This is a genomic window from Undibacterium sp. Ji49W (assembly GCF_049340205.1).
Taxonomy (GTDB): Bacteria; Pseudomonadota; Gammaproteobacteria; order Burkholderiales; family Burkholderiaceae_D; genus Undibacterium.
Map to the genome: position 1 here is coordinate 124,299 of NZ_JBMPOW010000003.1, position 22,323 is coordinate 146,621.

Sequence of the window (22,323 nt, forward strand, 5' to 3'; positions counted from 1 at the left end):
CCATGAGTCTGAATTTCAATGCAAAAGAAAGAACACATGACTCAAACTATTTCTACCGCGCCGCCAACGCAGTTTACTGGCTATCAAAAATTTGTTCTCGCCATATTGGCGTTTTTACAGTTCACGATCATTCTGGATTTCATGATCATGTCACCGCTGGGTGCGATCTTGATGCCAGCATTGAATATCACGCCGTCACAGTTTGGGGTGGTGGTATCTGCCTACGCATTTAGCGCCGGTATCGCCGGTTTTGCGGCAGCGGGTTTTGCTGATCGTTTTGACCGTAAAAAGCTGCTTATGTTTTTTTATTGCGGCTTTATCCTGGGTACCTTCCTGTGCGGGATTGCGCCTAATTTTTACTTCCTGTTATTTGCACGTATCGTGACGGGTCTGTTTGGCGGCGTTATTGGTGCCATCGTGATGGCGATTACGACAGACTTGTTCCCTTTCAGTATGCGTGGCCGGGTCATGGGTGTATTGCAAACGGCTTTTGCCGGTAGCCAGATCCTGGGCTTGCCTATTGGCCTGTATCTGTCTGCGCACTGGGGCTGGCATGCACCTTTCATGATGATCGTGGGCATTGCTGCGATTGTCGGCGTCATCATTATTGTTAACCTCAAGCCGATCGATGGGCATTTGAAATTGCAGTCTGACCGTAACCCTTTCCATCATTTGAGAGACACGGTAGCAACACCCAGGTATTTGCTGGCATTTGCTGCAACAGGATTTTTGAGCATAGGCGGTTATATGCTGATGCCGTTCAGCAGCGCCTTTTCCGTCAATAATCTGGGTATTTCGATGAAGGAATTGCCGATGATTTATCTGGTCACAGGATTTGGTGCGATCATTACTGGCCCTCTGGTTGGCAAGCTCAGTGACAAGTTTGGCAAATATCGCGTATTTCTGTTCGGTGCTGCGATGACGATCATCATGGCTGTGATCTACACCCGTCTTGGTGTCACGCCTTTGCCTATGGTCATTTTGGTCAATGTCTTGCTGTTTGTCGGTATTTTTTCACGCATGATCCCGGCCCAGGCAATGATGTCGGCTGTGCCGGCCGCTGACAGCCGAGGCGCATTCATGGCAATCAATTCATCGCTGCAGCAAATCGCCGGCGGTGTAGGTTCTGTGGTTGCCGGTATGATCGTCAGCCAGCCTGCTGCTGGTGGTGCGATACTGCATTTTGATTTGCTGGGCGATATTCTGGTGTGCACCGTGCTGCTGACTGCTGTCATGATGTATTTCATCCACCGCATGGTGGCGACACCTGCAGCTGTGCCTGCCTGATCAAGGCACTTCAAAGCATTTCAACCAACTCAAAGCATCTCAATCAACTAAATCTGAACGCCTTGCCATCAGGCTGGCCGTTCAGATTTCAGCCTTTCTTGGCCCTTTAAGCAAAAAGGGCCATTCTTTCCCCAGAGCTAAGGGGTATTTCTTCCCTTATTCCACGCATCTTGTGCTTCTGACATAGCCAATAATCACACCTGTATCTTTGTGTAATCAGCGTGCTGGTTGCTTTGTGGAAATAACAGGAGTCGGCAATGGCCGAAGATAGCGATCTCGAAAGAACCGAACCGGCCTCGCCCAAGCGCCTTGAACAGGCGCGGGAAGAGGGCGATGTTCCGCGTTCGCGTGAACTGTCTACCTGCACCATTTTGCTGGCTGCGGGCGGATCGCTATGGGCCATGGGTGATGGTCTGGTCAGGCAGTTGAATCATGCATTGATTACCGGCCTGTCGCTGGAACGTGAAATTATCTATGACCCTGCGGTGCTGTTTGCGAAGATCGGTGCCAGTCTGTGGGATGTGCTGGTGGCTTTTGCGCCGATAGCGGTGCTGTTGCTGATCGTGGCGCTGGGTTCGCCGCTGTTGATCGGTGGCTGGCTGTTTAGCGCCAAAGCCCTGCAACCGAACTTTGGACGCATGAATCCGATTTCTGGTCTTGGCAATATGATCTCAACCCGTGCGGGTGTGGAATTGGTGAAGGCGATCATTAAAACCGTATTGGTCGGGGTGGTGGCATGGATCGTCATCATGAACCAGAAGAATGCCATTTTTGCCCTGCCGCTGGAATCGCTGAAAACAGGGCCTGCCCACGTTGGCCACATGATGGGCGTGTGTTTTTTGGCCATCGTTGGTTCGCTGGTGGTGATTGCGGCGATTGATGCGCCTTACCAGATGTGGCAATACGCTGAAAAACTGAAGATGACCCATCAGGAAGTGATACAGGAATCGAAAGAAGCCAACGGTAATCCACAAATCAAGGCAAAAATCCGCGCCCAGCAGCGTGAAATGGCACGCCGTCGCATGATGTCTGAAATCCCGACCGCTGACGTGGTGGTCACCAACCCGACCCACTTTGCCGTGGCATTGAAATATACCGAGGGTGGTCGTGGCGCGCCCAAGGTGGTCGCCAAAGGTGCGGATGCAGTAGCTGCCAAGATTCGTGAGTTGGCACAAGAACACAAAGTACCTTTGCTGGAAGCGCCACCGCTGGCACGGGCGCTGTTCAAACACACCGAACTGGGCGATGAAATCCCTGAAGCCTTGTATGCCGCCGTGGCCGAAGTGCTGGCTTATGTTTATCAGTTACGCAGTTACCGCACAGGTGCAGGAAACAAACCGATGGAACCGAATGACTTATATGTACCACCTGAGCTGGACCCGAATAATCAAGCAGGAGCCCCAGCATGAATAGCCTCAAATTACCTGCCTGGATGAACGGTATGAATACCCGGGCGCTGGCGGCGCCTTTCCTGATTATCCTGATGCTGGCAATGATGATCCTGCCCTTGCCGGCCTTTGTACTGGACGTGTTTTTCAGCTTCAATATTGCGATTGCGATCATTGTCTTGCTGACCAGTCTGTACACCGTCAAGCCGCTGGATTTCATGGTGTTTCCTACGGTGCTGCTGGTCAGTACCATGTTGCGCCTGTCGCTCAACGTCGCTTCTACCCGCGTGGTGCTGACGGAAGGTCATACCGGTCCGGATGCAGCCGGTAAGGTGATTGAAGCTTTCGGCCACTTTCTGATCGGTGGCAACTACACCGTGGGTATCGTGGTGTTTATCATCCTGACCATCATCAACTTTACCGTGGTGACCAAGGGTGCTGGCCGTATTGCTGAGGTGGGTGCCCGTTTTGCCCTGGATGCGATGCCGGGTAAACAAATGGCGATTGATGCTGATCTGAATGCCGGTCTGATCGCCGAACAAGAGGCGCGCCGCCGTCGTACCGAAGTGGCGCAAGAAGCTGAATTTTATGGTGCCATGGATGGTGCCAGTAAATATGTACGTGGTGATGCGGTCGCCGGCATCATGGTTACTGTGATCAATATCGTCGGTGGCCTGATTGTCGGTATGGTGCAGCATGATCTGGATTTTGCTTCTGCGCTGAAAAACTATACGCTGCTGGCCATTGGTGATGGCCTGGTGGCACAAATTCCTTCCCTGATCATTTCTACTGCTGCCGGTGTTGTGGTGTCGCGTGTTGCCAGTGACCAGGATATCAGTGGTCAGTTGATCGGGCAGTTGTTTGCCAAGCCACAGGTCATGATCATTACCGGCGGCATTATTGGCGGCATGGGTTTGATACCCGGCATGCCGCATATCGCCTTTATTTTGCTGGCTGCAATTCTGTGTGGTGGCGGTTATCTGCTGAACAAGCGCAATGAAATGCCTCCTGCCATGGATGAAAAACAGGATGCGCCCGCAGCCGCGCCGCAAGAGATGGAAGAAGCGACCTGGCAGGATATTTTGCCGGTCGACACCCTGGGTCTGGAAGTGGGTTATCGCCTGATTCCGCTGGTGGACAAAAACCAGGGCGGCGAATTGCTGCGTCGTATCAAGGGCATACGCAAAAAATTTGCGCAGGAAGTCGGCTTTCTGTCGCCACCTGTACACATCCGTGACAATCTTGAACTTAAACCATCAGCCTATCGCATCACGCTTAAAGGGGTGGAGGTTGGTGTTGGCGAAGCACTCAGCGGTCAGTACCTGGCGATCAATCCAGGCATGGTCACCGGCAATTTGCCCGGCGCCGTCACGAATGACCCGGCCTTCGGCCTGCCTGCCGTATGGATAGATGGCGGCATGCGCGATCAGGCGCAGGCGATGGGCTATACCGTCGTGGATTCGGGTACGGTGATCGCCACGCATCTGAATCATCTGATCACTTCCCACGCTGCCGAGTTGCTGGGCCGTCAGGAAGTGCAGTTGCTGATGGACCACCTGGCCAAGGATATGCCGAAGATGGTGGAAGAGCTGGTACCAAAAATCCTGCCTTTATCTGTGCTGCAAAAAGTCTTGCAAAACCTGTTGATTGAAGGTGTGCATATCCGCGACATGCGCACCATCATTGAATGCCTGTCAGAACAGGCCATGCATACCCAGGATGCCGGTGAGCTGACTGCCCAGGTGCGGATTGCCCTTGGCCGTGCCATCGTGCAGCAGATTTTCCCGACCGGGAATGAACTGACTGTCATGACGTTGGATAACCGTCTGGAACGTTTGCTGATGCAAGCCTTGCAGACCAGTGGTGCTGATGGTGCCGGTATTGAGCCTGGCCTGGCCGACACACTGGCAACCCAGACCGAAGCCGCTGCCCAGCATCAGGAGCAATTGGGCCTGACACCGGTCTTGCTGGTGCCTGCACCGCTGCGCGCCTTGCTGTCACGTTTCCTGCGTCGCACGGTGCCGCAACTGAAAGTTCTGTCACACGCAGAATTACCTGAAACAAAAACAATTAAAGTCACCAGCCTGGTTGGAGGTCAATCATGAACGTCAGAAAATTTACCGCGAATACTTCTCGCGAGGCTTTGCGCATGTTGCGGGATGCCCTGGGCGCTGATGCGGTGATTTTGTCCAACCGTAATGTCGGTGGTAAGGTCGAGATTTTGGCGATGGCGGATGAAGCCATCAGTGCGATTGCCCCTTCATCTACTGATGAAGCACCAGCGCCGGCATCTGTGCAGTCTATACCCGATACTCCACGCTTTGCGCCGCGTTATCAGTCTGAAGCACAGGCCGAAGCAAGGACTGAAGCACGGATCGAAGCACCAGCGGTTATCCGTCGACCGCTGAAACCGGCGATCGCCATGGATGCTGATATTGAAGCCGCCGTCAGCGCCGGTGAATTGAATAATGTGATGTCAGAAATCCGCTCCATGCGCAGCATGCTGGAGTCGCAACTGGCCGAAATATCCTGGACCCAGACCCAGAAGCGGCATCCGCAGAAGGCCGAAATTCTGCGTGAAATGCTGGCGACTGGCTTTAGCGCCGGCTTGTCACGCTATCTGGTAGAAAAATTGCCGGAAGCCGGCAAGCTCGAAAATGGCCTGGACTGGATCAAGAATACCTTGGTGCGTAATCTGTCTACCATCGACAATGAAAACGAAATGCTGGAAAAAGGCGGCGTCTATGCCCTGGTAGGTCCTACCGGTGTTGGCAAGACCACGACTACGGCCAAACTGGCCGCGCGTTGTGTGATGCGTCATGGCCCTTCCAAGCTGGCGCTGATCACTACAGACGGCTACCGTATCGGCGGTTTTGAGCAATTGCGTATTTACGGCAAAATACTCGGCGTCATGGTGCATGCCGTCAAGGATGAAGCGGATTTGCGCATTGCCTTGTCCGAACTCAAGAACAAGCATACGGTATTGATTGATACTGTGGGTGTCAGTCAGCGCGATAAAATGGTGACCGAACAGGTTGCCATGTTGTCAGGAACAGACACTCCGGTAAAACGTCTGCTGTGCCTGAATGCCACCTCGACCGGTGAAACCCTGAGCGAAGTGGTGCGGGCCTATCAGGGTAATGGCCTGGCAGGTTGCATTTTCACCAAGCTCGATGAAGCTGCCACCATAGGTGGGGCACTGGACATTGCGATACGCCAGAAGCTGATGGTGTATTACGTCGCCAGCGGCCAGCGGGTGCCGGAAGATCTGCATATTGCCAATAAACTGTACCTGATAGACCGTGCCTTCAAACTGAAACGCGAGACAGCCGCCTTCCGTTTGCTGGATGAAGAATTGCCTTTGTTGATGGCTGGTACCATGGGTGCCGGGAATGCGGCGCGTGCTGCAACTGTGTCCAGGGAGGTGTCCCTTGGCTAGTTTTGATCAGGCAGAAGGCCTGCGCCGCATGCTGGCCAACCCCAAGCCCAGAGTCTTCACTTTTCTGTCGGCCTTGAAAGAAGATGAAAAAAGTGGCATGTTGGTGAATCTCGGCGTAACGCTTGCCAGGCAGGGTAGTGAGGTATTGATGATCGATGCGCGGGCTTCGGACAACAGCATTGGGGCCTGGCTGAATGCAAGCAATGATCGTACCTTGTTGGATGTAGCGAGACAACAGCGTACAATGAAGGAAGCAATCAAAATGGTGGCTGCCGGTTTGTCGGTGACGATGCTGACCAGGCAGGCATCGCTAACGTCTGCTTTGCCGCCAGAAAGTGCGCGGCAACTGACTGAAGTGTTTGATGTCGTGGCCAATCAGGCTGACCTGGTGATGGTGGATGGCGATATCAATGCGAATGACGCATTTGCGCTGGCGTCACTGGATGACAGCGAATTGGTGATACAGGTTTCTGCCGATCCGCATATGATCAAGGCCGCATACGGACTGATCAAGCGGGTCAGCAACAGGGTAGGAAGGCGCGGTTACGGTATTCTGGTATCCGGCGCATCAGAAAAAGAGGCGAGATTGATTTACACAAATATGGCACAGGCCGCCAGCCGTTACCTGGCTGTGCCTTTGCACTATGTCGGCCATGTGCCGGAAGATGAGCATGTTAGAAAGGCAGCGCATTTGGGACGTTCCGTGATTGACGCTTTTCCAAAAGCGCGTGCTTCGCTGGCTTTTTCAAAGCTGGCGGAACAATTGGCAATGACTGCGCGTTCGACATTATGTTTAGAGGGAGTCCCTGAGCTGGGTGTCGGTCTCGGAATATAAATACATGTACACCGCTAGCGGAAAGTCCGATAAAAACTTCCTCCTTCGGGAGCACGCCCCACTGGTCAAGCGCCTTGCTTACCAGTTGAAGGCGCGTCTGCCTCCCAGTGTGGAGGTGGATGATCTTGTGCAGGCGGGCATGATAGGCCTGCTGGATGCCGTCAACCGCTATGAAGACACACATGGCGCCCAGTTTGAAACCTATGCCGTGCAGCGCATACGCGGTGCCATGCTGGATGAATTGCGCAGCAGCGACTGGTTGCCGCGCGGCGTACGCCAGAACATGCGCAAGATAGAAAATGCCATGAACACCTTGCAGCAAAAGCTGGGCAGGCCACCTCTGGAAACCGAGGTCGCCAAGTCGCTCAAGCTGTCGCTGGAGGAATACCAGGACATGCTGACTGACAGCGGTGGCCATCAACTGGTGTATTACGAAGATTTTCATGATGCCGATACCAAAGAGCATTTCCTCGATCATTATTGTTCTGACCTGTCGGGCGACCCCTTGCAGGATTTGTTGAATGATGATTTTCGGGATGCCGTGATCGGGGCGATTGACAGCTTGCCCGAGCGAGAAAAATTGCTGATGGGCTTGTATTATGAGCAAGAGTTGAATTTGAAGGAAATCGGGGCCGTGATGGGGGTATCTGAATCACGGGTGTCGCAATTGCATAGTCAGGCGGTAGCCAGGCTCAGGGCGTACTTAAGGGAGAAGGCGTGGACTGGGCTAGCATAGTCGGACTTTTACTGATCGTTGTCGGCATCGTTTCCGGGCAGTTGCTGGAAGGTGGCCGTCTTTCTTCCCTGGTGCAGCCGGCTGCGTTTGTTATCGTCGTGGTGGGCACCATAGGTGCAGTACTGATGCAAAGCCGTATCAAGGCCTTTACCCAGGGCGTGCGCATGCTGCGTTGGGTGGTGTCGGAACCGCCTGACAATAGCAAAAAAAATGTGGAAGATGCACTGATCTGGAGTGTGGTCGCCCGAAGGGAAGGCTTTCTCAGCCTGGAACGCTATATGAACGCGTCGACTGATCCCTTCATCAGCAAGGGCCTGCGTCTGGTCATTGATGGTATCGACCCGATCCGGCTTAAGGACATTCTGGACGTTGATATTTCGCTGTATGAGATGGAACAACGCCAGTCTGCCAAAATCTGGGAAGCCGCAGGCGGTTATTCGCCCACCATCGGTATTCTGGGGGCGGTGCTGGGTCTGATCCATGTGATGGAAAACCTGACTGACCCGTCCAAGCTGGGCGGTGGTATTGCCGTTGCCTTTGTGGCAACGATTTATGGTGTGGGCATGGCCAATCTGTTGTTTTTGCCGGTCAGCCACAAGTTGAAGGAAATCATCAATCGGGAAGTCACGCGACGGGAAATGTTGTCCGACATTTTTTACAGTATTGCCCTGGGCGATAGCCCGCGTGTGGTGGAAGAGCGATTGACCAATCATAGAAATTGATGGCTTGCCTGCTGTAACGCCTTAAAGAACCCTATGGCCAGAAGAAAATACCACGAAGAACCTGAAAACCACGAGCGCTGGTTGGTTTCTTACGCCGATTTTATTACGCTGTTGTTTGCCTTCTTTGTGGTGATGTATGCGATTTCTTCTCTGAACGAGGGGAAGTACAGGGTCTTGTCGAATTCACTGACGGGGGCTTTTGGCAAGGTCATGGTCAATCCCAAGACGGTGGATATGCCGAATGAACCGGTCGTCAAGCTCGACCCGCTGCCGCTGGTGAAAGGTACACGTGTGAACGAGGCCCTGCGCAAGGAAAAAGCGCAAATGACCACCATGGCCAAGGATATCATGACTGTGCTGGAGCCGCTGGTACGTGAGGGCAAGGTCAGGGTCAGTCAGACCAGTCGCGGTATCACCATAGAAATCAATGCCAGCCTGCTGTTTGCGCCGGGTGAGGCACGCCTGAATGTGGATTCGATACAGGCGCTGAGAGCCATTGCTGGTGTCTTAAAGCTTGATACCCATGCCATACAGGTAGAGGGGCATACAGATAATGTACCCATCAAGAACCCGATTTTCCCTTCCAACTGGGAATTGTCAGCAGTGCGCGCCAGCACGGTTGCCAGGCTGCTGACTGAAAACGGTGTCGATGAAATCAGGGTGACAGCCGTAGGGCAGGGCGCTAAATTGCCGGTCAGCGACAACGATACGCCAGAAGGCCGGGCCAGGAATCGCCGGGTGTCTGTGACCATACTGGCAGTATTGCCAGAGGCTGCGGTAGATGTACCTATCTCGCCAACGGCCCCGGCACCTGTGTCGCTACCGGCAACGTCATCTTTGCCGGCTGTCGCGCCCGCACCTCAACCATAAAATTGGCCGCATTTTTTGTTGGTTGAAACAAAAACAGACCCGTTTGCGGGTCTGTTTTTTTATGGGCACTGGCTATATCAACTGATCTAAACTGATTTAAATGGATCTAAACGGATCTAAGTCGCGATATAACCCTTGCCTGAGGTGCCTTTGATTGTGGACTGGCCATTTGGGCCATACATGGGGGATGCGGCCTGGTTGCCTTGCTGCAATACGCTCAACATGGCCTGGCTTTGTGCCAGGCGGCGGTTAATCAGCAGGCCATTGGTCTTGTTGTCTTCTTTTGCCTGCATCGACAATTGCAGAAGCTGATCCCAGTACAGGGTCGCATTCGGTGCATTGTCGGCACTGCCAGCCTGCTGCAAATAGGCCTTCATGCCATCCAGATCTGCTCTGTAGCCAAGTTGTGTCAAAAAAGCATTGCGCTTTTTTTCCAGTTCGGACATCTTGCCGACCAGTTGCCCTTTGCTTTGGGTGTAATCGTTGAGTAATGTGACATCGCTATCAACAAGTGCGGACTGCTCTTTTTTCAGCAATTCAGCCAGGGAAGACATGGTGACGACTTCTTCCTTCAGGCATTGTTCAATTGCAGTATGTCCGGAACTTGTTGGGTTCATGGCTAGCGTTTTCTTGCGTTAAGTAAGTCTTTGACTGTTTCCAGAAGACCATCAGCGACTTTTTCCGAGTTCACTTGAAAGCGTCCCTCAGAAATGGCCAGCTTGATCTCTTCCACCTTCTTCGTCTCGAATACGGCATTGCTCGCCTGTGTGCTTTGCAGTGCCTGCAATTGCGTGGACAGGGTCGAAATTTGCACCTTCGACGAATTCGCAACGGGAGCCGGTGTGTTATCTGCCGGTTTTTCCGTGCGTGCCTGCTGGGGGCTTACGGGCAGCCCAGAGGTCTTGTTAAGTGCGTCATCAATTTTCACAGCGATACCCTCAGTATGGGAATTACAAACATCTACATCCAGTTTATCGGCTGTGTAATTTTAAACTTTAACCTTACCTCAAAAAAATATTGCACTAACTTAATTGCATTTATTTTAAGTGTTTCTTTTTTGGCTAGTATTTATGCTAGTAAACGATTTCTATGATGCCACCATTTTTGGCAATGCCGCTAATAGTTTGCCCTGAACTTGTTTTGGCTTTGGCAACTTGTCCGTCAGACGCATTGTTCAGTGCTACCGCGTCGGTAGCGACCTGGAAGCCCGGGCCGGTGCTGATTACCCTTACCGATTGCCCCTGTTGTACTACTGCCGGGCTTTTCAATACATCGGCCCGCAATATGCTGCCAGATGTCAGAGACATCTGCATGCTTTTGCCAACGGCCTGTTCAGGGCTGGTGACAACACCGGCTGGCAATTTCGAAATATCTCCACGCATTTTGCTCAGGTCGGCCATGGTAATGACTTGTCCGTGAGAAATAGCGTTGGCAGTCACATAATAATCAGCCGTCACCTGCACATTGGCCTGTAAATAAATGAGCCAGGTGGCTGGCGCGCCGCATTTGATGGCCAGTGTGACCTTGCCCCAGGGTTTGCTGCCTGGCGGCAAATAAGGATTGAGAGCGTCGCAGGCTTGCAGATTAAGGCGCTTGTCGACGTCGGCGACCGTAATTTGTACTTCACCGTTCAAGCCGCTGGTTTGTAATGTCAAAAAATCAAGTGCCACCTGCTTAAGCTGGACCGGGTCTTGTTGCGTGGCAGGGTTGGCTGCCTGCGCCGCTCCTGTTATCCCAGCTATGCCAGCCATGCCCACCATGCTAGCCATTGCCATCAAAAGCCATGCTGGCAGCCGTTTGCCTGTGTTTAGTGGAGGTTTCATCCTGATTCCTGCGTTTATCTGTTCCGGATTCCATTTTAGGATTCCTGCCGATTTTTGAAAGCGGGAATAAGCAGGGTTTTCTCGTTCTGCTTGCCTGATCAAACTTGTGTGACGACGAATAATATGCAAGGTATAGCAAACCGTGGGCATGCCTGATCGGTGAAAAGGAGAAGATGATGGCTGGTGGATTGGATGATTTCTTGCGCTTTCATGAAGTGGCTCTATCCGTCAGGGGGCAGCGTCAGCAATTGCTGGCATCAAATATTGCCAATGCGGATACGCCAAATTATAAGGCCAAAGATGTTGATTTTTCAGCAGCGCTGAGTAATGCCCTGCACCAGAACCTGACGCAGTCGCCTACGGCCCTGAATAAAACGGCCAGCCAGCATCTGGATACGGCAAGTACGGTAGCAGGTGTGGCCGCCCAGTACCGCCCTACGATACAGGGCAGTGTGGATGGTAATACGGTGGATATGGATGTGGAACGCAATCAGTTCACCGACAATGCATTGCGCTATGAGGCCAGCCTGACCATCATCAATATGCAGATTAAAAATATGCTGGCGGCAATACAGGGCTAAACAGAAGCTAAAGCACGAATACAAGGATTATCATCATGTCACTCTTTAATGTATTTAATGTTGCCGGTTCAGCCATGAGTGCGCAATCGCAGCGTCTGAACGTGGTGTCAAGCAACCTGGCGAATGCCGATAGTGTCACCAGTTCTGATGGCCAGCCGTATAAAGCCAAGCAGGTGGTTTTCAGCGCCGTACCCATGGCAGGTACGGCCTCCACCGCCGTCAAGGTGAATGAGGTTGTAGAAGACAGTAATCCGCCTAAACTGATGTATGACCCCAAGCATCCACTGGCTGATGAAAAGGGCTATGTCGCCACACCGAATGTGAATGTGGTGGAAGAAATGGTCAATATGATATCCGCATCGCGTTCTTACCAGAACAATGTGGAAGTCATGAATGCGGCCAAAACCATGTTGTTGAAAACATTGACCCTGGGTCAATAAGTTTAGAGTAAAGGAATAAAAGATGACCACCATACAGACTGATGCCGTTGATCCAACTTTGCTTGCGACCATGAATGGCAGCAAGACATCGGCCAACTCAACCGAGGATGCGCAAAACCGTTTCATGACGTTGCTGGTTACTCAACTGAAAAACCAGGATCCGCTGAACCCCATGGACAATGCCCAGGTGACCAGCCAGATGGCGCAATTGTCAACAGTGAGTGGTATCGAGAAGTTGAACACAACAGTCACAGCGATGAATGCCAGTTTTCTGGCCAGCCAGAACCTGCAGGCCGCCAATATGATAGGCCATGGCGTGATCGCCCCGGGCAATACGATGGCAGTCACGGACGGCAAGGGCATCTATGCGGTTGACCTGCCACAGGCGGCGACCAAGGTTGACGTGGAAATACGTGACAGTGCCGGTGCCGTCGTCAGAAAAATGAGCGTGGACGCCTTGCCGCAGGGGGTGAGTACACTGACCTGGGATGGTAAAACCGATGCCGGTACTACTGCTGCCAATGGTGTCTATACCTTTGACGTTGCTGCGAAATCGGGTGACACGAAACTTGCGGGCACCAATCTGGCTTTTGGTGTGGTGTCCAGTATTACTTCTGGTTCCTCGGGGGTGAAACTGAGTGTGGCGAATGTGGGTGATGTCAGCATGAGTGATGTGAAGCAAATCTATTGATGTCTGGAGTGATCCCGAATCAAACAGTGTCAATGAACTATTCAAAGTAACGGAGAAAAATCATGGGTTTTCAACAAGGCTTAAGCGGACTGAATGCGGCTTCCAAATCACTGGACGTCATAGGTAACAATATTTCCAATGCCAGTACTGTTGGTTTTAAACAGGGGCAGACACAGTTTGCTGACGTCTATGCCAACTCGCTCAATGGTTCTTCCGGCGGCACTGTGGGTATTGGTACCAAGGTATCGGGTGTGGTGCAGCAGTTCACCCAGGGGAATATCTCGACGACGAATAATCCGCTGGATATCGCGATTAACGGTGGCGGTTTTTTCCGTATGTCGACCAACGGCGCGATTACGTATTCCCGCAATGGTCAGTTCCAGCTGGATAAGCAGGGCAATATCGTCAATGCGCAGGGTGCCCAGCTGACAGGCTATGTGGCCAATTCGGCCGGCGTTTTGTCCACTGGCGCGGCAGCACCGATCAATATCAATACGGCAGATATTCCACCGGCACAAACGGCGATCATCAATTCGGTCATGAACCTTGATTCGCGCAAGCTGGTTCCGGGTACACAGACGCCAGTGGCAATTCCACCGGTGATCACGCCAACTGCCTTCAGCCCTACTGATCCTACGACCTACAATAGCTCCACTTCGATTGCGGTTTTCGATAGTCTGGGTAACTCGCACGTAGTACAGTCGTTCTTCGTGAAGGTGGATAACCTGAATGCGGCCACGCCACCTACGGCACCGGCCACCATAGAATGGGATGTGTTTGCGACCGTCGACGGTGTGTTGATTGCCGGTACTGGTGCTACCACCAACTCCATAGGCCGTATCGGTTTCGATAATCTGGGTAAGCTGACCGTGGCAACGCCACCGTTTGCAGCAACTGATCCCAAGGCATTTAAATTGACCGTGCCTGTTGGTACCGGCGCCGTAACACCGATTAATACCACTGTGGATATCAAATACGATTTCACCGGTACGACACAGTTTGGTTCTGATTTCAGTGTCAGTAAAAATACCCAGGATGGTTATGCGTCCGGCAAACTGTCGAAATTCAATACGGCCAAAGATGGCACCATTGTTGGTAGCTATACCAATGGTAAAACGGCTGTGCTGGCCCAGGTCGTGCTGGCCAATTTCACCAATCCGAATGGCTTGCAATCGACTGGTGATAACCAGTGGATAGAAACAGCGACATCTGGTAATGCGCTGATAGGCCCGCCAAATTCCGGCAGCCTGGGTACCCTGACTTCATCCGCGACGGAAGATTCGAATACCGATCTGACCGGTGAGCTGGTCAACATGATTACCGCGCAGCGCGTGTATCAGGCCAATGCGCAAACCATCAAGACCCAGGATCAGGTATTGCAGACGCTGGTCAACCTGCGTTAATAACCTGAAGAGCGTGAATAGACTTAAGCGATTTTTTATGGTCCGTATTGAGCACACAGGGAGGATGTTGTGGACAGGTTAGTTTATACCGCGATGACAGGCGCCAAGCACATCCTCGAACAGCAGGCGACCACGTCACATAATCTGGCGAATGTGTCCACCACCGGCTTTCGGGCGCAGCTTGATTCTTTCCGTGCTGTACCCGTGCTGGGTGATGGCTTGCCAACGCGGGCCTTTGTGGTCGATTCGACTGCCGGTACGGATTTCTCTACCGGCAGTATGCAGGTTACCGGGCGTGAGCTGGATGTAGCGGTGCAGGGCAAGGGCTGGCTGGCGGTGGAAAAACCGGATGGTTCTGAAGTCTATACCCGTCATGGCAGTTTGAAAGTCAGCGAAAACGGCATCCTGCAAACGCAGGATGGCCTGAATCTGGTGGGTGATGGTGGCCCCATCACCATACCGCCAGAAGTCTCTATCGAAATTGCCAAGGACGGCACGGTTTCGACCATACCCATGGGGACCAAGCCTGGTGCGGTACAGGTTATAGGCAGGCTGAAACTGGTCAACCCGCCGGAAGAGAATCTGGTGCGTGGCGAAGATGGTTTGTTCAAAACCAAGGATGGCACGGCGGTTGATGCCGATCCGGTAGTGACTGTTGCCGGCGGCATGCTGGAAAACAGCAATGTCAACGTGGTGGAATCCATGGTCAGCATGATCAACCTGGCCCGCAGTTTCGAACTGCAAATGAAGTTATTGCAGAATGCCGAGAATAACGCCAGTAAAGCCAGTCAGATCTTGACTTTGAGTTGATGCCTTTTGCCGCAAAATGGCAAGTGTGAGAATTTGCCGTTAAGGCGAAAAAAGGGGAGAGCAATGATACGTTCATTATGGATAGCCAAAACTGGCCTGGATGCGCAACAAACGCAGATGGACGTGGTGAGTAACAATCTGGCCAACGTCAGCACCAACGGCTTCAAGCGCTCACGTGCAGTGTTTGAAGATTTGTTATACCAGAACATACGCCAGCCTGGCGCCCAGAGTTCCCAGCAGACACAATTGCCTTCAGGCCTGCAACTGGGTACCGGTGTACGTCCAGTGGCGACAGAAAAGATTTTTACCCAAGGTAACTTGCAACAGACCGGCAACAGCAAGGATGTCGCGATTCAGGGGCAGGGATTTTTTCAGGTGCTGATGCCTGACGGCACCACGGCCTATACCAGAGATGGTTCCTTCCAGACCGATAACCAGGGGCAACTGGTGACGTCCAGTGGCTATGTAATACAGCCCGCCATTACCATTCCAGCCAATGCGCAATCCATTACCGTAGGGCGGGATGGTACGGTGTCAGTAACCCAGCCGGGCTCGATAGCGCCGGTGCAGGTAGGTTCTTTGCAACTGGCTACCTTTATTAATCCAGCCGGGCTGATGGCCCTGGGTGAAAACCTGTATGTGGAAACCGCCGCATCCGGTAACCCCGGCACCAATACACCGGGTACCAATGGTGCGGGTTTGCTGATGCAGTCTTTTGTCGAAACGTCCAACGTGAATGTTGCAGAAGAACTGGTCAATATGATACAGACCCAGCGTGCCTATGAAATCAATAGCAAGGCGATCACTACATCAGACCAGATGTTGCAACGCCTGTCACAACTGTAAGCCATTGGTAAGTCATTGATTACGACAGATGAATGAGTGCATCATGAAAAATCTCACATTTTTAACTTTGCTGCCGCTGTTGCTGACCGCCTGTGCAGTCACGCCGCCACCGATCGTACATCAGCCAACCACATTGCCAGCACAGACAGCCAGGCCCATGCGGGAAGCCAATGGGGCGATTTTCCAGCAAGCCACGTATCGTCCCTTGTATGAAGATGCCAAGGCACGCATGGTGGGTGATGTGTTGACGATTGCCATCAGCGAAAAAACCTCGGCCGGCAAATCGGCGGCTGCATCTGGCAGCAAATCTGGTGCTGCATCTTTTGCTGCGCCGACCATATTCGGGGTAAAAGCGACGACGACAGCACAAGCTGGTCTGGCGACGTCATCGTCCACCAAATTTGACGAAAAAGGCGCTGAAGCCGCCAGCAATAACTTTACCGGCACCATTGCTGTGACCGTGATTGATGTGCTGCCCAATGGTAATTTGCTGGTCAGCGGCGAGAAACAACTGGCGTTCGACAAGGGGGCGGAATTTGTTCGCTTTTCTGGCGTCGTCAGTCCGACCACGATAGCGGCTGGTAATGTGGTTACTTCCACCCAGGTGGCAGATGCACGTTTTGAATACCGGTCAACATCGAATGTGGACAGGGCAGAGTTGAATTCCATGCTCACCCGGTTCTTCCTCAGCTTCCTTCCTTTATAGTGAAAGACAGGGACAGGTTTATGAATTATCTCTCAACTTCCAGATGGGTCAGGGCGCTCTGCATCGTGCTGGGAGTCATGGGGTGCGCGTGGGTACCGCAAGCCCATGCCGAACGCATCAAGGACTTGGCCGGCATACAGGGCGTGCGTCAGAATCAGTTGCTGGGATATGGCCTGGTCGTGGGCCTGGATGGCAGCGGTGACCAGACTACGCAAACACCTTTTACGGTACAAAGCATCATCAGCATGTTGCAGCAACTGGGTGTCACTATTCCGGTCGGCACCAGTCTGCAATTGAAGAATGTGGCAGCAGTGATGGTGACCACATCCTTGCCAGCATTTGCACAACCAGGACAGACGCTGGATATCACGGTGTCTTCCATGGGTAATGCAAAAAGCCTGCGTGGCGGTACCTTGTTGATGACACCGCTGAAAGGTGCAGATAACCAGATTTATGCCATGGCACAGGGCAATGTGCTGGTCGGTGGCGTGGGTGCTGCTGCCAATGGCAGCAAGGCCCAGGTCAATCATTTGGGCGTGGGTAAAATTTCTGGTGGGGCTACGGTAGAACGTGCCGTGCCGAATTCGGTGGCGCAGGGTGCGACCATACAGCTGGAACTGAATACATCCGATTTTTCTACTGCCAGCCGGGTGGTCGATGCCATCAATCGTCGCTTTGGTCCGGATACTGCTGCCGCCATGGATGGGCGTGTCATCCAGGTCAAGGCACCAACCAGTACGGATCAGCGGGTGTCCTTTTTGGGCAATCTGGAAAATATTGATGTCACGCCAGCACAAATGGCAGCCAAGGTTATCCTGAATGCCAGGACTGGTTCCATCGTCATGAACCAGGCGGTGACGCTGGAAACCTGTGCAGTCGCGCATGGCAATCTGTCGGTTGTCATCAATACCGATAATGCAGTGAGTCAGCCGAATGCTCTGGCCGCTGGCCAGACGGCTGCGACCGCTAATTCTACCGTTACCATCACCAAGGACCCCGGGCAGTTGCTGATGTTGAAGGCGGGTGTTTCGCTGTCAGAAGTCGTGAAAGCCCTGAATGCCATTGGCGCGACGCCGCAAGATTTGCTGTCTATCCTGCAAGCCATCAAAGCCTCGGGCGCATTGCGCGCCGATCTGGAAATCATCTAAGGAATCGCTATGATAGGCCGTACCGATTTCTCTGATAAAACTGCGTTCGACAGCAAGTCGCTGGACGAACTCAAGCAATCGGCGAGAAATAATTCACCTGAAGCCATCAAAGGTGCGGCCAAGCAATTTGAAGCCCTGTTCATGAACATGATGCTGAAATCCATGCGCCAGGCCGGTGGTCAGGATGGCCCCATGGACAATGAGCAAAGCCGCATGTACACATCTATGCTGGATCAGCAATTGTCACAGACCATGGCCAAAAAAGGAGTGGGTCTGGCAGAAGTGCTGGTCAGGCAGTTATCAAACAATGCCATGAACCAGGCGCTGGAGCCGGATACGTCCAGCACTTCGGGTAGTGTCAGCGGTGCCAGCAGTGCCAGCAGTATCAAGGGGCTGAACTCTTATCTGGATAATCTGAAATTTGAGCAGCAGCCAGCCAACGCACCCAAGACCGCGTTTACCGGCCCTAGCCATGTACGCGAATTCCAGGAAAAACTGGCCGCCCATGCAGAGCAGGCCAGCCAGGAAACCGGCATTCCCGCCAAATTCATGCTGGGTCAGGCTGCCCTGGAGAGTGGCTGGGGCCGTCGCGAGATCAAGACTGCTGACGGATCGGCCAGTCATAATATATTTGGCATGAAAGCCACCAAGGGCTGGAAAGGCAAGACTGTTGACGCTGTAACAACAGAGTATGTGAATGGCGTTGCCCAGCGCAGGGTGGAAAAATTTAAGGCTTATGATACTTACGCTGATGCATTCAAGGATTATGCTAAATTGATCACCAAAAATCCGCGTTATGAAAATGTTATGGCTAACGCGAAAGACGCAACAAGTTTTGCTTACGGCTTGCAAAAAGCAGGGTACGCCACTGATCCTGAGTATGCCAACAAGCTGACAAAAATCATCAGGCAGTCTCTTTCAACTTAAGTTTCCCCTGTGAAAGTGCATCAGATTAAAGTTTTGGCGAAACGGACCGAAAACATGATTGATGGCACGAGGTGTACTGGTATTTGTTGACATAAGGTTTGGCGCTTTCACAGGCTGATCGCAGATAAATATCAGACGCCACAGGTGGCTAACTTAGCAAAAAAGCAGGTTCAATTATGGGTTCAAATATTTTTGGCATTGGGCAATCGGCCCTGGCTGCGGCGCAGCTGGGTATAGCGACGACCGGGCATAACATTGCCAATGCATCAACTCCAGGTTATAACCGCCAGGTTGTTTTGCAAGCCGCCAATGCGCCCCAGAATCTGGGTGGTTCATTTATCGGGCAGGGTGTTTCTGTCACCCAGATACAGCGCCAATACAATTCCTTCCTGGCTGGCCAGGTCAATGCATCGCAGTCGGCCAAGAATCAGGCCGATGTCTATTATTCACAAATCAGCTCGATCAATAATCTGGTTGCTGACCCTACAGCCGGTGTGACACCTGCCTTGCAGGATTTCTTCAAGGCATTCCAGAATCTGGCGTCCAGCCCGAATGGTACTGCTGGTGCGGCAGCACGTCAGGCCGCTTTGTCATCCGGTGAATCGCTGGCTGGTCGCCTTAACAGCTTGCAGGGCCGGCTGGATCAGATTTCGTCAGATGTGAATGGCCAGATTTCGTCCGTGGTCGGTTCCATCAACAGTTATGCGACGGAACTGGCGAATCTGAATGATGTCATCGAAAAAGCCCAGGGCGTAACCGGCAACGGCAGTGGCCCGAATGATTTGCTGGATCAGCGTGATCAACTGATTACTGATTTAAGCAAGCTGACCAAGGTCAGCGTGGTGCCGCAGGGTGCCAAGTACAATGTATTTATCGGTAATGGGCAGCCACTGGTATTGGGCAGCATCGTCAACCAGTTGTCTGTCAGCCAATCCTTGACGGACCCTAGCCGTTCTGAAGTGTCATATGTGGCCAACGGTGCTTCAATCTTGTTGCCGGAAGACAGTTTTGCCGGTGGCAAGCTCGGTGGTTTGTTTGATTTTCGCGCCAGCACGCTGGATGTCGCCCGCAATTCCATAGGTCGCATCGCGATAGGTCTGGCGACAGAATTCAATAACCAGCAGAAGCTGGGCGTGGATTTGAACGGGCAAACCGGTGGCGATTTCTTTTCGATAGCCGCACCGATATCGACACCGAGTTCCCTCAATACCTCTACCGCCTCCATCAATGCATCGATTACCGATGCCAGTGCATTGACGACCAGTGATTATCGCTTGCAGTTTATCGGCGGTAATTACAAAATTACGCGCCTGTCTGATGGCGCAACCCAGACTTCAGCTACCTTACCATTGAAGATGGATGGGGTGAACTTTCAACTGGCACCGCCGCCAGCTGCGGCAGCACCGAATGCCGGCGATGAATTCCTGATCAGGCCGACTGCAGCCGGTGGTTCCAGCATTGCTGTTGCCATCAAGGACCCGGCAAAACTGGCCGCTGCGGCACCAGTGACAACATCTTTTCCGACGACCAATACGGGTACTGGCAAGGTCAGTGTTGGTGTCGCCAATTCTTTGGTGGCATCTGGCAGCAATTCTGCAACGGCGACCATCAGCGCGGCGACCACCGATGATTCCTATGTCGGCAGTAGCCTGGCCACGCCTGTTACTCTGACCTTTGCTTCGCCGGCTAATACGATTTCCGGCTTTCCTGCCGGCGCAACAGTTTCTGTCAAGGTAGGCGCGGTTACGACCAATTACCCACCGCCAGCCACTGTGCCATATACCAGCGGTGCGACTATCAGTTTCAGCGGTGTCAGTTTTGCTGTCAGTAATGGTGCAGCACCGCCTGCGAATGGTGATACCTTCACCTTGGGGCCAGCCTTGCCGGTGGCTGCGACACGGCTGACCTTCAATTCTGCGGCTAAAACGCTGACAGGTTTCCCTGCCACCGCGAATGTGACTGTCACCAATAATGGTACGTCGACGACGTATCCAGCGGGTACGGCAGTTCCTTACACGACCGGTGCGACGATCAGTTATAACGGCATCAGTTTTTCATTGTCGGGTGATCCGGCAAATGGCGATGTGTTTGATGTTGCTCCAAATACCAATGGTTCAGGCGATAACCGCAATGCGGTTTTACTGAGCGGCTTGCAGACACAAAATACTCTGGGCGGCAATACGACGACTTTCCAGGGTGCTTACGCCCAGTTTGTCAGTGCAGTGGGCAACAAGGCAGCCCAATTAAAAATCACCAGCGATTCGGAAGGCAAGCTGTTGACCCAGGCGGTAACCGCGCAGCAGTCTGAATCGGGCGTCAATCTGGACGAAGAAGCGACGAATTTATTGCGCTATCAACAGGCTTACCAGGCGGCAGGCAAATTGATGCAAATCGCAAGTACATTGTTTGACTCCCTGTTGCAACTGGGTAGATAGAGGCTATCATGCGTATCAGCACAAGTACCATTTATGAATCTGGCGGCGCTAGGATCAGCGATCTTCAGGTTGGCTTGAACAGAACCCAGCAACAAATCGCTGCTGGCAGGCGCGTGCTGACACCAGAAGACGACCCGATTGCATCGGCCCGTGCACTGGTGATCTCTCAGTCTGATTCGCTGAATACCCAATTTGCGACCAACCGCCAAAGTGCCAAAAACAATCTCAGCGTGTCCGAGAGTGTGTTGTCGAATGTGACTGACACCCTGCACAATATCAAATCGCTCATCGTCGAAGCTGGTAATGGCACATTCTCTGATGCAGAACGTGGTTATGTCGCGCAGGAATTGCAGGGCAATCTGGATCAACTGATGGGCCTGGCTAATTCCACGGACGGTACTGGCAATTACCTGTTTTCCGGCTTTGCCACAACAGTTGCGCCATACACCAAGAAGCTTGGCGGTGCGACTTATAACGGTGATCAGGGGCAGCGCTATTTGCAGGTGGACACCTCAAGGCAATTACCGCTTAGTGGCCCTGGTACGGCAATCTTTGAAAATATCCGCACATCTCCAGGGCAATTCAATGTGCAGTCCAATCCGTCCAATGTCGGTGCTGCTGTTGCCGCCGCCACGATCAATGTACCGACGTCAGGAAATTTGACTGGTAATAACTACGAAGTCGCCTTCGATAATCTGGGTACATCGTTTACTGTCACCAACAAAACTACCGGTGCTGTCGTGCTTCCCCTGACTCCCTATGTCAGTGGTTCTACGGTGACGGTCGATGGTATAGACGTGACGATCAGCAATGCAGGCGGCCCACCTGTAGCAGCGCCTGGACCGAACGACAAGTTTTCGATACAGCCTGGTAACCAGAATCTGTTTGAGACAGTCACTGACATCATCAATGCATTGAATACGCCAGCCAATACAGTCGCTGCCAAAAAAGACCTGAATGCGGCACTGACGCAGGGCAATAATAATATCGACAAGTCACTCAATAATGTATTGACCGTGCGTGCCCAACTCGGTACCAGTCTGAAAGAAATTGATGACCTCGACAGTGAGGGCGATGCGAAGGGTGTTGCCTTCAAGCAGGATCTGTCAGCCTTGCTTGATCTGGATTATGCCAAGGCCATTACCGAACTGAACCAGCAACAAACCACCTTGCAGGCGGCACAGCAGTCATTCGTCAAAACATCCGGCCTGTCGCTGTTTGACTATATCCGGTAGT

22 protein-coding genes are annotated in these 22,323 nt (G+C 52.6%); 19 read left to right on the forward strand and 3 right to left on the reverse strand.

Translation table 11 applies throughout. The features are described 5' to 3' along the window. The first annotated feature begins 36 nt into the window (after positions 1-36). The 8 genes from ACO0LK_RS04755 to motD all read left to right on the forward strand — a co-directional run bounded on the left by ACO0LK_RS04755 (position 37) and on the right by motD (position 9,277). Positions 37-1,287, forward strand: coding sequence for an MFS transporter (locus tag ACO0LK_RS04755; protein WP_422972685.1), 1,251 nt, complete (start codon positions 37-39; stop codon positions 1,285-1,287). A 257-nt stretch (positions 1,288-1,544) separates the two neighbouring features. Continuing rightward, positions 1,545-2,696, forward strand: a complete 1,152-nt coding sequence (gene flhB, locus ACO0LK_RS04760; RefSeq protein ID WP_186945640.1) for a flagellar biosynthesis protein FlhB — start codon at positions 1,545-1,547, stop codon at positions 2,694-2,696. Beyond that, positions 2,693-4,780 (forward strand): flagellar biosynthesis protein FlhA, encoded by a 2,088-nt coding sequence (gene flhA / locus ACO0LK_RS04765; RefSeq protein WP_422972687.1) that lies wholly within the window; start codon positions 2,693-2,695, stop codon positions 4,778-4,780. Before flhB ends, flhA begins: the two co-directional genes overlap by 4 nt. Then, positions 4,777-6,114 (forward strand): flagellar biosynthesis protein FlhF, encoded by a 1,338-nt coding sequence (gene flhF, locus ACO0LK_RS04770; protein ID WP_422972689.1) that lies wholly within the window; start codon positions 4,777-4,779, stop codon positions 6,112-6,114. The genes flhA and flhF overlap by 4 nt, the downstream gene beginning before the upstream one ends. Then, on the forward strand, positions 6,107-6,949 hold the full coding sequence (locus ACO0LK_RS04775; RefSeq protein WP_422972691.1) for a MinD/ParA family ATP-binding protein: 843 nt from the start codon (positions 6,107-6,109) through the stop codon (positions 6,947-6,949). The genes flhF and ACO0LK_RS04775 overlap by 8 nt, the downstream gene beginning before the upstream one ends. A gap of 4 nt (positions 6,950-6,953) precedes the next feature. Further along, positions 6,954-7,685, forward strand: a complete 732-nt coding sequence (locus ACO0LK_RS04780) for an RNA polymerase sigma factor FliA (protein WP_186945636.1) — start codon at positions 6,954-6,956, stop codon at positions 7,683-7,685. After that, positions 7,667-8,407 (forward strand): flagellar motor protein, encoded by a 741-nt coding sequence (locus ACO0LK_RS04785; RefSeq protein WP_422972694.1) that lies wholly within the window; start codon positions 7,667-7,669, stop codon positions 8,405-8,407. Before ACO0LK_RS04780 ends, ACO0LK_RS04785 begins: the two co-directional genes overlap by 19 nt. Before the next feature lie 33 nt (positions 8,408-8,440). Further along, on the forward strand, positions 8,441-9,277 hold the full coding sequence (gene motD / locus ACO0LK_RS04790; protein WP_422972696.1) for a flagellar motor protein MotD: 837 nt from the start codon (positions 8,441-8,443) through the stop codon (positions 9,275-9,277). Between the two features lie 116 nt (positions 9,278-9,393). Here the strand turns inward: motD and ACO0LK_RS04795 are convergent, their stop codons facing one another. From ACO0LK_RS04795 to flgA, 3 genes are all read right to left on the reverse strand, one after another. Continuing rightward, positions 9,394-9,894 (reverse strand): flagella synthesis protein FlgN, encoded by a 501-nt coding sequence (locus tag ACO0LK_RS04795; RefSeq protein ID WP_422972698.1) that lies wholly within the window; start codon positions 9,892-9,894, stop codon positions 9,394-9,396. 2 nt (positions 9,895-9,896) lie between these two features. After that, complete coding sequence (gene flgM, locus ACO0LK_RS04800) at positions 9,897-10,205, reverse strand: flagellar biosynthesis anti-sigma factor FlgM (RefSeq protein WP_186945632.1); 309 nt, start codon at positions 10,203-10,205, stop codon at positions 9,897-9,899. Positions 10,206-10,350: 145 nt separating this feature from the next. Next, positions 10,351-11,100, reverse strand: a complete 750-nt coding sequence (gene flgA, locus ACO0LK_RS04805) for a flagellar basal body P-ring formation chaperone FlgA (protein ID WP_422972700.1) — start codon at positions 11,098-11,100, stop codon at positions 10,351-10,353. Positions 11,101-11,276: 176 nt separating this feature from the next. Between flgA and flgB the strand changes: the two genes are divergently transcribed. The 11 genes from flgB (at position 11,277) to flgL (ending at position 22,322) form a co-directional block, all read left to right on the forward strand. Further along, positions 11,277-11,681 (forward strand): flagellar basal body rod protein FlgB, encoded by a 405-nt coding sequence (gene flgB, locus ACO0LK_RS04810; protein WP_422972702.1) that lies wholly within the window; start codon positions 11,277-11,279, stop codon positions 11,679-11,681. A gap of 35 nt (positions 11,682-11,716) precedes the next feature. Then, entirely contained in the window at positions 11,717-12,121 is a 405-nt protein-coding gene (gene flgC / locus ACO0LK_RS04815; RefSeq protein WP_422972704.1) for a flagellar basal body rod protein FlgC, read from the forward strand. A 22-nt stretch (positions 12,122-12,143) separates the two neighbouring features. After that, a complete protein-coding gene (locus ACO0LK_RS04820) occupies positions 12,144-12,812 on the forward strand; it encodes a flagellar hook assembly protein FlgD (RefSeq protein ID WP_422972706.1) in 669 nt (222 codons plus the stop codon). Between the two features lie 62 nt (positions 12,813-12,874). Then, positions 12,875-14,215 carry a flagellar hook protein FlgE gene (gene flgE, locus ACO0LK_RS04825; protein WP_186945628.1) on the forward strand — a complete coding sequence of 447 codons (1,341 nt, stop codon included), beginning with the start codon at positions 12,875-12,877 and terminating at the stop codon, positions 14,213-14,215. Between the two features lie 69 nt (positions 14,216-14,284). Further along, positions 14,285-15,025: a flagellar basal-body rod protein FlgF gene (flgF, locus tag ACO0LK_RS04830; protein WP_186945627.1), complete on the forward strand. Its 741-nt coding sequence runs from the start codon at positions 14,285-14,287 to the stop codon at positions 15,023-15,025. Positions 15,026-15,088: 63 nt separating this feature from the next. Continuing rightward, the gene (gene flgG, locus ACO0LK_RS04835) at positions 15,089-15,871 is read left to right on the forward strand and encodes a flagellar basal-body rod protein FlgG (RefSeq protein WP_422972709.1); all 783 of its coding nucleotides are present in this window, start codon (positions 15,089-15,091) and stop codon (positions 15,869-15,871) included. A 43-nt stretch (positions 15,872-15,914) separates the two neighbouring features. Beyond that, entirely contained in the window at positions 15,915-16,577 is a 663-nt protein-coding gene (locus tag ACO0LK_RS04840) for a flagellar basal body L-ring protein FlgH (protein WP_422972711.1), read from the forward strand. A gap of 77 nt (positions 16,578-16,654) precedes the next feature. Beyond that, entirely contained in the window at positions 16,655-17,725 is a 1,071-nt protein-coding gene (locus ACO0LK_RS04845) for a flagellar basal body P-ring protein FlgI (protein WP_422973030.1), read from the forward strand. Positions 17,726-17,734: 9 nt separating this feature from the next. Then, entirely contained in the window at positions 17,735-18,652 is a 918-nt protein-coding gene (flgJ, locus tag ACO0LK_RS04850) for a flagellar assembly peptidoglycan hydrolase FlgJ (RefSeq protein ID WP_422972713.1), read from the forward strand. 176 nt (positions 18,653-18,828) lie between these two features. Next, positions 18,829-21,087 carry a flagellar hook-associated protein FlgK gene (gene flgK / locus ACO0LK_RS04855; RefSeq protein WP_422972715.1) on the forward strand — a complete coding sequence of 753 codons (2,259 nt, stop codon included), beginning with the start codon at positions 18,829-18,831 and terminating at the stop codon, positions 21,085-21,087. An 8-nt stretch (positions 21,088-21,095) separates the two neighbouring features. Next, positions 21,096-22,322, forward strand: a complete 1,227-nt coding sequence (flgL, locus tag ACO0LK_RS04860; RefSeq protein ID WP_422972717.1) for a flagellar hook-associated protein FlgL — start codon at positions 21,096-21,098, stop codon at positions 22,320-22,322. The last annotated feature ends 1 nt before the right edge of the window (position 22,323 follow it).